Raw genomic sequence first — 12,966 nt, 5'->3', positions numbered from 1 at the left:
ACACGCTGATGCGCATCGGCGAGCTGGCTCGGCGGACGGCCGTGAGCGAACGGTCCCTGCGGTACTACGAACAGCACGGCCTCCTGGTTTCGGACCGGACGCCGGGCGGCCACCGGGAGTACCCGGAGGCGGCCGTCGATCGGGTGATCCTGATCCAGGAGCTGCTGGCGGCCGGCCTGCACAGCAAGAAAATCGCCCAGCTGCTCCCGTGTATGCGCGATCCGGACGGCGCGCCCAACCAGAACGCCACCCCCGAGCTGGTTCGCGAGCTGACCGCCGAACGGGCCCGCATCAACCAGCTGATCGCGGACCTGACGACGTCCCGCGCCATCCTGGACGACGTCATCAGCACCGCGACGACAGCCGGCTGAAAGCTCTCAGGAACCCGGCGGCGGCTCGGGGATTGATTGCTGCCCGCAACTACCGGCGAGAAGACTCGTGAGGGTCGACTTCTCGGTGGTGTCGATGCTGAGCTGCCAGCGGTGTTTCACCGCCAGCCAATGGATGGCGTAGCTGCAGTGCGTGGCCGCGAGGGGCGGGAGCCACTGGGCCGGGTCCTTGTCGCTCTTGGAGGCGTTGACGTTGTCGGTGATCGCATCCAGGGACCAGGCGTAGTCGAGGTCGTTGGCGTACCGCGTTCGCTTCGCAGTGGTCCACGCGTGGGCGCCGGAGTCCCAGGCCTCTTTGAGAGCGACGACGTGGTCGATGTCGACGTCCGACGGGTTCGTCCAGGTGGCGCCGTCGTACCAGGACGTCCAGCTGCCGGAGAGGACCTTGCAGGCCGCGCCCACGGACGCGGACGTGGTCGACTCGGCGATCAGGATCTCTTCGCGGGTGTCGCAGGAGTCGCCGTCGGCATCGACCCAGTGCGGGAACAGATCGCGGTTGTAGCCGGTCGTGTGTTCGGCGCGGACGGTCAGACCGGCCAGCAGCTGGTTGGCGGTGATGGACGCCGCGCTGGCCGGAGCGGCATGAAGCTGGACGCCGAGGAACAGCGCGGCGAGCACGGTGGCGAAACGACGGGTGCGGGAAGTCATGATTCCTCCGGATCATCGACTCCCCGCACCGTAACCGCGGCGCCCGCACCCGCGGGCGAACTCCTTCCGAGATCTGTCAGCCCTCAGGCCGCAGCGGTCTCGGTCTCCTTCACCGTCGTCCCCGAGCCGCGGCGGGCCATCCGGCGCAGGACGACGGGCGCGTACGCGAACCCGATCACGGCCCAGACGCCGAGGACGCCGATCGTCTGCAGGTGCCGCCAGGAGCCGCCGATCTCGGCGATCGCCATCGAGTCCGGCAGCAGCGCCGACCGCATGCCCAGGCCCAGCCAGTAGACGGGGAACACCTGCCCGATCCACTGCACCCATTCGGGGAACGCGGTGATCGGGTAGAAGATGCCGGAGATCGCGATCAGGCCCATCACCGGCAGCATCACCAGGCCGAGGCTCTGCACGCTGCCGAAGACCGCGCCGATGACGGCGCCGATCGGGAGGGTGGCGAGCAGCCCGAGCAGGATGATGCCGATCAGCGTCAGCCAGGCCGTCACGCTGTTCACCCGCAGGTCGCCGAACAGCAGCGCCGACGGGATCAGGATGATCAGCAGCGCGGCCGTGGTGATCCCGGCCCGGCTGACGACCTTGCTGATGAAGTAGCCGATCGTGCCGTTCGGGATCGCCTTCATCCGCAGCAGGGTGCCGTCGTCGCGGTCGGTGGTGAGCACCAGGGCCAGCCCCATCAGGCCGGTGTAGATCAGGCTCATGCCGACGATGCCGGGCACCGCCTGCAGGCCGATCGAGAAGTCCGTCCCCGGGACCTTCTTGTCCCGCAGCGCGAACATCACGCCGACCGCGATGATCCACGGCCACACCTCGCCGGACAGCTCCCACGGGCTGGCGAGTTTGCTGCGCAGCTCGACCCAGCCGCGCTCCAGCCCGGCCTTGACGGCGACCGCGCGCGGCGTCATCGGGTCACCCCCGGCAGCGTCGAGGCGTCCGTCCACCGGCCGGCCTCGAACTCGCGCACGAGCGTCATGTAGATGTCCTCCAGAGTCGGCTTGTGCACCTCGAGATCGCCGAGCGCGTCGCCGTGCCGGGCGAACAGCTCCCGGACGTGGGCGGTGGCGTCGTCGGCGTGGTCCACCTGGGCCTGACCGGCCACGCTGTACTTGATCTCGGCCTGCCCGGCGACCTGCCGGCCGAGCTCGGCCGCCGTCCCGTCGGCCATGATCTTGCCGCCGGCCAGGATCACGATCCGGTCCGAGAGTTTCTCGGCCTCCTCGAGATCGTGGGTGGTGAGCAGGATGGTGGTCTCCTCGAGGTTGGCCAGCCGGTGCACCAGCTCGTGGAACTCCTGCCGGGCCTGCGGATCGAACCCGACCGTCGGCTCGTCGAGGAACAGCAGATCCGGCTTGCCGACGATGCCGATCGCGACGTCGAGCCGCCGGCGCTGACCACCGGACAGGCTGCCGGCCCGCGCGGTCGCCTGGGCCGTCAGACCGACCAGCTCCATCAGCTCGTCCGCGCCGTACGGCTTCGACCGCTCCGGCGTGCTGAACGGCGTGTAGTACCGCCCGAGCTGGTGCAGCAGGTCGCGGACGCGCCAGGTGCCGTGATCGCGCCAGGACTGCAGCACGATGCCCACCCGGGCCCGCCAGTACTCGTCGCCGTCGGCGGGGTCGACGCCGAGCACCCGGACCTCGCCCGCGGACCGGCCGCGGAACCCCTCCAGGATCTCGATCGTCGTCGTCTTGCCGGCGCCGTTCGGCCCCAGCAGCGCGATGACCTGACCGCGCGGCACTTGCAGATCGACTCCGCGCAGGACGTCCTTCGCGCCGTACCGCATGCGCAGACCGACGGTCTCGATCGCGAGCTCGGCGGCTGCCGCGCCCTCGTTGCCCGTGGCCGTTCGCGAGGCGGCGACTGCCATCGCTTCTCCGTTCTCGTTCACTACGTCATCTCCAGGTTCGCTACGGCGTGCCGTGCGGTGGGAAGGCCATCGTCCGTAGATGTTCGGGGACCTGGCCGAGCTGCCACTCGCGCTCACGCGCGATCGCCGTCCGCGGGATGTCGGTGGGGGTCGGCCGCAGCTCGATCGCCTTACCCGCCGAGGCTGCCGCGTACTTCGCGGCGTGCGGCGCGTGTGTGTACACGTGCGCCGTGGCGGCCGCATGCCCGGCGGCGCGCGCGGCGGCGGTCGCCGCGGCGTCCGGGGCGTCCCGGGCGGCCGCGTGCGAGGCGAACGCGAACTTCCGCGCGTCGACCATCTTCAGCTCGCCGCGCACCCACGCGCGACCGGCCTCGATCGCCTCACGGGGCCGCGGATCGTCCGGAGCCGCGCGCTCGAAGTTCTCCAGCACGTGCTCGGCGCAGACCGCGGCCCAGAGCGCGATCGCATGATGATCAGCGATGTCGATTGTCATTCTGCGTTCCCCCTCCCTCTCGTCGTCCCGTATCGGGACGAGCAGCACACGTTCTACCGGAACTGACCCTCAGTATCCAACTTCTGACACGGCGTGCGGCTACTCAGCGTGTCAGCTTGCGTCGGCCGCCATCGCCTCGCGCAGACTGCGCGGCCGCAGGTCGGTCCAGTTCTCCTCGACGTAGGCCAGCGCGTCGGCTCTGCGGCCAGGGCCGAAAACCGTCCGCCAGCCGTCCGGCACCTGGGCGAACGCCGGCCAGAGCGCGTGCTGCTCCTCGTCGTTCACCACCACCAGGAACTCGCCGTTCTCGTCGTCGAAGGGGTTCACGCTCATCGCTGCTCTCCATTCGTTGATTCGTTCAGGATGGTGTTGACGGTCCGGCTGATCGAGGTCGCGTTGACCGGCCAGTACATCTCCTGGTGCGTGCAGTTCAGGTCGATCCGGCGGACGGCGCCGTCCACATGCGGTTCCCACAGCACGTCGAACTCGGTCTCCAGCTGACGCGGCTCGTGGTTCTCCGGATCGAGCATCGCGTTGAAGAACAGCGCTTCGCCGCGGAACACCGGCGACGTGTAGTTCTGCATCAGCACGGTGTGCTCGACGAGGATCGAGGACGCCGTCTCCACGAGGAACGGGTAGTCCTCCATCCCGGACAGGTGACCCATGTAGTTCGCCAGGAATTCACGCACCATTGCCTGGTCCGGCGCGTCGAACTTCGCGAAATGGCTGGCCGGAACGCAGTCCAGCATGGCCAGCATCGCTACGTCGTGGCCGCGCCGTTGCAGCTCGGCCGCCATCGCGTGGGCGATGGTGCCGCCGAAGGACCAGCCGAACAGGTAGTACGGTCCTTCCGGCTGCACGGTGAACACCTGTGCCAGGTAGTCGTCGACCATCTCCTCGATCGATCCCGGCCGTGACGCATCGGCGCCGAAACCTCGTGCCTGAATGCCGTACATCGGGTGCCGCTTGTCCAGATGCGGTGCGAAACCCATGTAGGGCCAGCACAAACCGCCGCCCGGGTGCAGCCACCACAGCGGCGGCCGCTCGCCCTCGGTGCGCACCGGCAGCACTACTGCGAACGGATCCTCGAACTCCGTCGACTCGACCAGCCGCGGCGCCAGCTCCGTCACCGTCGGGTACTGGAAGACCGTCCGGATCGGTACGTCAACGCCGAGCTCCTCACGGAGCCGCCAGATCAGCCGGATCACCCGCAGCGAATGCCCGCCGCGCAGGAAGAAGTCGTCGTCGATACCGACCCGGTCGACGCCGAGCACCTCGGCGAACAGACTTGCGACCTTCTCTTCAAGCGGTGTGCTCGGGGCCCGGTACTCCCCCGCGACCAGATCCGGCTCGGGCAGTGCGGCCCGGTCAACCTTGCCATTGAGTGTGAGGGGTAGCCGATCGAGGACGACGATCTTCGTCGGAACCATGTACTCCGGCAGCCGCGCGGCCAGTTCCTGCCGCAACAGCGAGGGCAGCTTCGAGGCCATCCGAGACACCGCCGGCGCGTTGGCCAGGTCGGTCCGGCGTCCGGCCGGTCGATAGACGCCGTCGTACGACGCTGCGCCGCGGTCCGCCAGCAGGATGACCTCGAAGCACTCAGGCAGCTCTGGCGACCAGGTGCAGTAGCAGCGCAAGTCACGCGCCGCAGCCCACTGCTCGACGTCGTACGGGTCCAGCGCAGCACCTGCTTCGGCCAGACCGCCCTCACTCACCAGGCGCCCGTTGCGGATCCGCGTGACCCGCAACCGACCGCCGGCCCGAGCGAGTGCCTGCTCCACATCCGGCAGACTCTGTACGTCGATCCCGAACACCCTGGCCTGTAGCTCGTCGAGCTGTAGCGCCTGCACAGGCGGTTTGTGCAGCACCACCTCATACCTATGCCGCGTCAGCTCGTTGTGAGCACTGCCCTGCTTCAGCCGGACATCAACCGCGACGCCGTCGTGTCCGAGCGCCCAGTCCGTGAAGAACTGCGGATCGAGCGCCAGTTCCTTCTCGGCCAGCAGCGCTCGCTCCACTGCGGCCTTGACGACGGCATCGGCGTCCGCTGGGTGCTGCGCACGGTGCACCGCCGTCCGGAAGATCCGGAGCGTCGCCAGGTTCCGCACGTCGCCGACCAGAACCCGCCCACCGGGCGCGAGCAGATCGAGGGCCAGATCCAGTACCCGGGTCATGTAGCCGGCGTCCGGGAAGTACTGGACGACCGAGTTCAGCACGATGGTGTCGAAGTACGCCGTCGGCAGTCCGCTGCCGTCGTCCGCGGGCTGGGCCCGCAACGTCACCTTCGGGTCGCCGCCGACCTGGCGCTTGAGCCGCTCGATCACGGGCGCGGAGAAGTCGGTGCCCCAGTACTCGGCCACCTGCGGCACCAGTGGGCCGAGCAGCAGCCCGGAGCCCACGCCGATCTCCAGCATCCGCTGCGGTGCCTGTTCGGTGATCCGCTCCAGGATGGCGGCCTGCCACAGCCGCATCTCCGGCACGGGGATCGGTTCGTCGGCGTACGACGAGTTCCAGCCGGTGAAGTCCTCGCCGACTCCGTCGGAGTCGACCTCGGTCTCGCCGTACATGACGTCGTAGATCTCACGCCACTCGTCGACCTGCTGGCCGGCGTCCCCGTCGTCGGTCGCAGTGCCGTCCGGCACGACGTACGCGACGAGGCTGCGCTCACCGGCGCTGTCCGCCCGGGCGACGGCGACCGCCTGCGCTACTCCCGGCTGAGCGCGCAGCACCGCCTCGACCTCACCCGGCTCCACGCGGAAGCCACGCAACTTGACTTGCTGGTCCACCCGGCCGGCGTACTCGACCTCGCCGGCCGAGTTCCAGCGGGCCAGATCGCCGGTCCGGTACATGCGAGCACCAGACGGACCGAACGGGTCCGGTACGAAGCGGTCACTGGTCAGCCCCGGCCGCCCCAGGTAGCCGCGTGCCACGCCGTCGCCCGCGACGTACAGCTCGCCAACCACACCTGTCGGCACCAGACCGAGTCGCTCGTCCAGAATGAAGAGGCGGCTGCCCTGCATCGGCTTGCCGATCGGCAGCGGGTCCGTGCAGGCGTCGGGTGTGCCGACCCGGTGGTTGGTTGCGAACGTCGTGATTTCGGTTGGACCGTACCCGTTGACCACGGTGACGCCAGAGCAGCGCTCCAGTACCCGCCGGACGGCCGTGGGCGAGAGCACGTCTCCCCCGGCCCACACCTCCGAGACTCCGGCGAAACACTCCGGCCGCTGCTCGGCGACCAGTGCGAACAGCCCGGCTGTCAGCCACAACCCAGTGATGCCGTGGCTGGTGATCAGGTCGGCCAGCTCCGCCGTCCCCAGCCGCCCGGCCGGTGCGACGACCGCCGTACCGCCGGTGAGCAGCGGCGCCCACATCTCGTACGTCGACGCGTCAAAAGTGTGCGGCGAGTGCACGAGCACCCGTCGGTGCGCCGGTCCGGCGAAACTGCCGTCGAGCGCGAGGTCGAGCACGTTGCGGTGGGTCGTCTCGACGCCCTTGGGCCGCCCGGTCGATCCGGACGTGTACATCACGTACGCCGTACTCGTCCCGAGACCCTGGACGTCGATCGGGCCGTCCGGCAGCTCGTCTCCGACGCTGAACCCCTGGGTCAGGGTCACGACCGGGTCGACGTCGGACAGCATGAACTCGACGCGCTCGGCGGGGTCGTCCGGGTTCACCGGGACGAATGCCGCGCCGGTTTTCAGCACACCCAGGATGGTTGCCACCAGCAACGGTGAGCGTTCCAGCACCAGCGCGACGCGCTGCTCCGGTCCGGCGCCGCGGTCGCGGAGGTGGTGGGCGATCCGGTTCGACCAGCGGTCGAGCTCGGCGTACGACCAGGATTCGTCTCCGCCGACCAGCGCTGTCGCTTCCGGGTGCGCGCGCACCCGCTCGGCGAAGGCACCGGGAATGGAGCCGTCGACGGAGTGCTGCTGCTCCGACCATTGGCTCAGCAGAGCTCGCTCGTGCTGACCGAGTACGTCGGCGGCGGCAAGCGGGGCCGTCGGCTCAGCGAGCAACTGCCCCAGCAGGTGTTGCCAACGCTCCATCAGCAGCTGGATCGTCGCGGGCTCGAACAGGTCAGTCGCGTACTCGGCGACACCGGTGAGCCGGCCGGTCCCGTCGTCCTCGTTCCGTTCGGTCAGGCTTAGGAACAGGTCGAAACGCGAGGTGCCCAGCAGGACCGGCTCGTGCGCGACCGACAGGCCGGGGAGCGCGAACGCCGGCTGCTCGTTGTTCTGCAGCGCCAGCGACACCTGGAACAGCGGGTGGTGTGCGGTCGAGCGGACCGGGTTCAGCACCTCCACCAGGTGTTCGAACGGCACGTCCTGCCGGTCGTACGCCGCCAGACTCGCCTCCCGAACCCGGCCGACCAGCTCGGTGAAGCTGGGGTCGCCGGACGTGTCGGTGCGCAGCACCCAGGTGTTCACGAAGAAGCCGACCAGGTCGTCGAGCGCCTCATCGGTCCGGCCCGCGATCGGTGAGCCGATCGGGATGTCGGTCCCTGCGCCCAGCCGCGACAGCAGCGCGGCCAGACTGGCTTGCAGGACCATCGACACGGTCGCACCGGCGTCCCGCGCTAGCTTCCTGATCCCAGCTGTCAGCTCGGGGTCGAAGCTGAACCAGTGCAGGTCGCCCTGGTGTGAGGCGATCGCCGGACGCGGCCGGTCGGTCGGCAGCCCGACGGCGACCGGCAGCTCGGCGAGCTGATCGGTCCAGTAGTCCAGCTGCTTGCGGTACAGACTGTCCGCGTCGTTGCGATCTCCGAGCAGTTCGCGCTGCCAGAGCGTGTAGTCGGCGTACTGAACCGGCAACGGGCTCCACTCGGGTGCCTGACCGGCGCTGCGCGCGGCGTACGCGGCTACTAGGTCCTTTGCGAGCGGCTGGAGCGACCAGCCATCGGCCGCGATGTGATGCACCGCCATCATGAATACCGACTCGTCTGGCGCGACTCGGAAGAACCAGGCCCGCAGCGGCAGATCGGTGGACAGATCGAGTGGCACCGAGGCCGCCGTCCGGAGCGCATCGGCGAGGTCGCCCTCGACGACGTCACGTTCCTCCCACGGTACGACGGCATCCGCAGCCGACCGGACCTCCTGGTACGGCTCTCCCTCGGCCTCACCGAAGACGGTCCGCAGCGACTCGTGCCGGGTGACGACGTCCTGCAAGGCGGCTTGCAGCGCGGCTGTGTCGACCGCACCGCTCATGCGGAGCGCCAGCGGCATGATGTACGTCGCCGACGGGCCTTCGAACCGGTGGATGAACCACAGCCGCTGCTGCGCGAACGACACCGGGACGCGGTCCGGCCGCGGCCGCCGGTCGAGTCGCGGCCGGCTCTCCGTCTCTGCCACCAGATACGGCGCCAGCTGGGCAGCCGTCGGTGCTTGGAAGACAGCCCGGATCGGAATCTCCACACCGTGCACCGACCGCACCCGACTGACCAGCCGCGTCGCCAGCAGCGAGTGCCCGCCGATCGCGAAGAAGTCGTCGTCGGCGCCCACCCGCGCCAGGCCGAGCACCTCGGCGAACAGGGCGCACAGCGCCGTCTCCTCAGGTGTCGCCGGTGCCCGGCCGCCCGCGGAGGCCACGTAGTCCGGCGCAGGCAGGGCCTTGCGGTCAACCTTGCCGTTCGGCGTCAGCGGGATGGAGCCGATCGCCACGATCGCCGAGGGCACGAGGTACTCCGGCAACCGCTCCTGCAGGTCGCTGCGCAACGCGGTCAGCAAAGTACCGATCCCCCGAGCCGCGACCGGGTCGTTGATGACCCAGCGCTGTCGGCCCGCTGGGCTGTAGGTACCAGTCAGTGCCAGCTGACCCGGCGGAGCGATCAGCGCCTCCATCCGGTCGACGGCGTCCGGCGACCAGGTGAGGACGATCGCCAAGCCCCGCCCGGCGGCCCAGGCTTTGAGCTCCTCCGGGTCGACAGCGCGCGTGGTGGCGTCGGTGCCGTCGTCGAGACCGAGCACGCGGGCCGCTGCGGCCTCCTCGGTCAGCCGGGCGTTCGGAATACCGATGATCCGCACGGGCTGCGCACCGACCCGCTGACCAAGGAGGTCCAGGTCTCCTGGCCACTCGACAGCCGGCCAGCCGGAGGCATCCTGCAGAGCGTCCGCGGGCTGCTTGTGCAGGATCACCTCGTACCGGTGCCGCGTGAGCTCGTTGTGGGCGACGCCGTCCTTCAGCCGGATGTCGACGCCCGCACCGGCTGTCTCGGCCCAGCGGACGAACCACTCCGGATCGATCACCAGCTCCTTCTCCAGCAGCACGGCCTGCTCGACAGCTGCGCGTGCCAGCCCGGTTGCGGCACCCGGGTGCTGAATCCGGTGCACACCGGTCTGCAGCAGCGGCAGGGAGGCTCGCCGCCGGATGTCGCCGAGAACGACGTGACCGCCGTCCGCGAGCAACGTCCAAGCCGAGGCGAGTGCCGACTGCAGGTAGCGCTCGTTCGGGAAGTACTGGGCGACCGAGTTCAGCACAATCACGTCGAACGCGCCTGCGGGCAGCCCTTCGGCGTCGTCCGCGCCCTGCACCTGCAGCTCGACCCGCCCGGCCAGACCGGCCTCGGCGACCTGGTGCCGCAGCCGTTCGATCACTGCCGGCGAGAAGTCGGTTCCCCAGTACTCGTCGACCTGACCCGCGATCGGCGCCAGCAGCAGACCCGAACCGACACCCAGCTCAAGGACGCGGCGCGGCTGCAGCGCGAGCACCTGCTCGACGGCGGCGTCCCGCCAGGCGCGCATCTCTTCGAGCGGGATCGCGTCACCGGTGTACGCCGACTTCCACAGGTCGAAGTCCTCACCCCATGCGGCGTCGGCCGAGTCGACGTACGCCTGGTCGTAGACAACCTGCCACTCCTCGACCTGCTCGTCGGCCGCGTCTGCATCGCCGCTGTCGCGCTGCTCCGGCGTCACATAGGCAACGAGCCGGACGTCACCGGGCTGGTCCTCCCGAGCGACCACGATCGCCTGCCGGACGCCGGAGTGCCCGATCAGCGCGTGTTCGATCTCGGCCGGCTCCACCCGGAACCCGCGGATCTTGATCTGGTGGTCAGCCCGGCCCGCGAACTCCAGTTCGCCGCCGCTGTTCCAGCGGGCCTTGTCACCGGTCCGGTACATCCGGGCCCCCGGCACCCCGAACGGGTTCGGGACGAACCGCTCCGCGGTCAGATCGGCACGCCGGCGGTAGCCACGCGCGACGCCGTCGCCAGCGATCCACAGGTCACCAGCAACCCCGGCCGGCACCGGCTGCAGCGACTCGTCCAGCACGTACACCTGAGTGTTCCCAATCGGCCGACCGATCGTCGGCGCCACACCCGGCAACACCTCCGCCACACTCGACCAGATCGTCGTCTCGGTCGGCCCGTACAGGTTCGTCACCTCAGCGGCGTGCTGGGCCAGCGTGTCCGCCAGTGCAGCGGGCAGCGCCTCACCGCCGCTCAGCACGCGCAGCCCGGCAAGCCGTTCGGCGTCGTGCGAAACGAGCATCTGCCACAACGCGGGTGTGGCCTGCATGATCGTCACGCCACACTGGTCGATCAGCTCGAGCACGACCGCCGGCTCGGACACCTGCTCCTTTTCGGCGAGGACGACGCTCGCGCCGTTCAGCAGCGGCAGGAACAGCTCCAGCCCCGCGATATCGAACGCGATCGTCGTCACCGCCAGCAACCGGTCCGCCGGCGTCAAGGCGAACCGATGCTGCATGGAGACCAGGAAGTTGATCAACGCCGCGTGCTCGATCACCACGCCCTTAGGCGTTCCGGTCGAGCCGGAGGTGTAGATCGTGTACGCCGCGCTGTCTGCAGCCACCTGGGTGCTGAGGTCGTCATCCGGGTAGTCGGCGAGGTCGGACGGCAGCTGTCCGTCGAGGACGAGCACCGGTTCGGAGTCCGTCACCACATGCTCGATCCGCGCGGCCGGGTAGTCGGGATCGACCGGAACGTACGAACCGCCCGACTTGAGCACCGCGAGCAGCGCGACCACCAGGTCGATCGAGCGCGGCAGGACGACGGCCACCCGCGCCTCCGGGCCCACACCGTGCTCGACCAGCCAATGCGCCAAGCGGTTCGCCCGGCGGTTCAGCTCGCCGTACGTCAGCGATTCGTCGCCACAGAACAGCGCGGCAGCATCCGGCGTCGCCTGTGCCTGCCGCTCGAATCGCTGCGGCACCAGGACCGGGTCGACCGTCAGCTCAGTGGCGTTGTAGCCGGTGACCAGCTCGTCCCGCTCGCCGGGGCTCAGCACCTCGACCGATCCGATGGCGCGACCGGGATCGGCGACAACCTGCTCGACGACGCGAGCGAAACGCGCCGCGATCTCCTCGACCGTCGTCGCGTCGAACAGCTCGGTCGCGTACTCGATCGCACCCGCGACCGCCCGGCCGGTCTCGTCCGGCGCCAGGTTGAAGAACAGGTCGAACTTCGCCGTGTTCGTCGACACCGGCTCGACGGTCACGTCGAGCCCGGGCAGGTCCAGCTCCGGCCGGACGTTGTTCTGCCACGCGAACATCACCTGGAACAACGGATGATGCGCGGTCGACCGCTCCGGCCGCAGCAGCTCGACGAGCCGCTCGAACGGCACGTCCTGGTTGTCGTACGCCGCCAGCGCCTTCTCCCGCACCTCGTCAAGCACGTCGGCGAAGGCGCGCTGCGGAGCCGGTCTGACCCGCAGCACCCACGTGTTCACGAAGAAGCCGACGAGATCGTTCAGTCCTTCGTCCGTGCGCCCGGCGATCGGCGATCCGATCGTCAGATCGTCGCCGCCGCCCAGGCGATGCAGCAGGACGGCGAGCGCGGCTTGGAACACCATCGACACCGTGACCCCGCGGGCCTTGGCCAGCGCTTCGACGCCGCTCAGCACTTCGGCCGGCAGCTCGAACGGGATCGTCCCGCCGCGGTAGCTGGCGACCTCGGGACGTGCGCGATCGGTCGGCAACGGCAACGGCTGCGGGACGCCGGCCAGCTCGTCGTGCCAGTAGGCGGCCTGAATCGACTGCAGGCTTGCCGGATCGGTCTCCTCGCCCAGCAGCTCACGCTGCCACAGGGCGTAGTCCGCGTACTGCACCGGCAGCTCCGCCCACTCCGGAGCCGCACCGGTCACGCGCGCCCGGTACGCCGCCGAGAGGTCACGGGCCAGTGGCGCCATCGAGCCGCCGTCACCGGCGACGTGCTGAATCACCAGTGCCAGCACGTAGTCGTCCACCCCGCAGCGGAACACACATGCGTGCAGCGGCAGGTCGGCCGACAGGTCGAAGCGGTAGCCCGCGACGGAGGCCAGCATCCCGGCCACGCCGCCCGGTTCGACATCGATCACCGGGACGTCGAGCCGCACGTCGGCCATCGGCAGGATGCGCTGCCCGGCGTTGCCCTCGGCATCTTCCACGATCAGCGTCCGCAGACTCTCGTGGCGACCGATCACGTCGTGCACCGCGGCCACCATCGCGTCGATGTCCAGCGGGCCCTTGATCCGCAGGGCGGCCGGCAGGTTGTAGGTCGCCGACGGGCCTTCGAGGCGGTCGATGAACCACAGCCGCTGCTGCGCGTAGGACAGGGGGATCAT

At 69.5% G+C, this 12,966-nt stretch carries 7 protein-coding genes; 1 reads left to right on the top strand and 6 read right to left on the bottom strand.

What is annotated here, in order from left to right:
- Positions 1–8: 8 nt before the first annotated feature.
- The gene (locus HPO96_RS09555) at positions 9–371 is read left to right on the top strand and encodes a MerR family transcriptional regulator (RefSeq protein ID WP_171672990.1); all 363 of its coding nucleotides are present in this window, start codon (positions 9–11) and stop codon (positions 369–371) included.
- Positions 372–377: 6 nt separating this feature from the next.
- Here the strand turns inward: HPO96_RS09555 and HPO96_RS09550 are convergent, their stop codons facing one another.
- The 6 genes from HPO96_RS09550 to HPO96_RS09525 all read right to left on the bottom strand — a co-directional run bounded on the left by HPO96_RS09550 (position 378) and on the right by HPO96_RS09525 (position 12,966).
- Positions 378–1,037 (bottom strand): HNH endonuclease family protein, encoded by a 660-nt coding sequence (locus HPO96_RS09550; protein WP_171672989.1) that lies wholly within the window; start codon positions 1,035–1,037, stop codon positions 378–380.
- Positions 1,038–1,120: 83 nt separating this feature from the next.
- A complete protein-coding gene (locus HPO96_RS09545; protein ID WP_171672988.1) occupies positions 1,121–1,960 on the bottom strand; it encodes an ABC transporter permease in 840 nt (279 codons plus the stop codon).
- Positions 1,957–2,922: an ABC transporter ATP-binding protein gene (locus tag HPO96_RS09540; protein WP_171672987.1), complete on the bottom strand. Its 966-nt coding sequence runs from the start codon at positions 2,920–2,922 to the stop codon at positions 1,957–1,959. The genes HPO96_RS09545 and HPO96_RS09540 overlap by 4 nt, the downstream gene beginning before the upstream one ends.
- A 40-nt stretch (positions 2,923–2,962) precedes the next feature.
- Positions 2,963–3,415 (bottom strand): putative immunity protein, encoded by a 453-nt coding sequence (locus HPO96_RS09535; RefSeq protein WP_171672986.1) that lies wholly within the window; start codon positions 3,413–3,415, stop codon positions 2,963–2,965.
- Positions 3,416–3,526: 111 nt separating this feature from the next.
- Complete coding sequence (locus HPO96_RS09530; RefSeq protein ID WP_171672985.1) at positions 3,527–3,748, bottom strand: MbtH family protein; 222 nt, start codon at positions 3,746–3,748, stop codon at positions 3,527–3,529.
- The gene (locus HPO96_RS09525; protein ID WP_171672984.1) at positions 3,745–12,966 is read right to left on the bottom strand and encodes a non-ribosomal peptide synthetase; all 9,222 of its coding nucleotides are present in this window, start codon (positions 12,964–12,966) and stop codon (positions 3,745–3,747) included. Before HPO96_RS09525 ends, HPO96_RS09530 begins: the two co-directional genes overlap by 4 nt.

This window comes from Kribbella sandramycini (assembly GCF_013131805.1).
GTDB lineage: Bacteria > Actinomycetota > Actinomycetes > Propionibacteriales > Kribbellaceae > Kribbella > Kribbella sandramycini.
This window is presented reverse-complemented; position numbering and strand designations above follow the sequence as displayed.

Excerpts from the sequence above, each read along its gene's own strand:
- HPO96_RS09545 (WP_171672988.1), bottom strand. The coding sequence starts at position 1,960 with ATGACGCCGCGCGCGGTCGCCGTCAAGGCCGGGCTGGAGCGCGGCTGG.
- HPO96_RS09530 (WP_171672985.1), bottom strand. The coding sequence starts at position 3,748 with ATGAGCGTGAACCCCTTCGACGACGAGAACGGCGAGTTCCTGGTGGTG.
- HPO96_RS09555 (WP_171672990.1), top strand. The coding sequence starts at position 9 with ATGCGCATCGGCGAGCTGGCTCGGCGGACGGCCGTGAGCGAACGGTCC.
- HPO96_RS09525 (WP_171672984.1), bottom strand. The coding sequence starts at position 12,966 with ATGATCCCCCTGTCCTACGCGCAGCAGCGGCTGTGGTTCATCGACCGC.
- HPO96_RS09535 (WP_171672986.1), bottom strand. The coding sequence starts at position 3,415 with ATGACAATCGACATCGCTGATCATCATGCGATCGCGCTCTGGGCCGCG.
- HPO96_RS09540 (WP_171672987.1), bottom strand. The coding sequence starts at position 2,922 with ATGGCAGTCGCCGCCTCGCGAACGGCCACGGGCAACGAGGGCGCGGCA.
- HPO96_RS09550 (WP_171672989.1), bottom strand. The coding sequence starts at position 1,037 with ATGACTTCCCGCACCCGTCGTTTCGCCACCGTGCTCGCCGCGCTGTTC.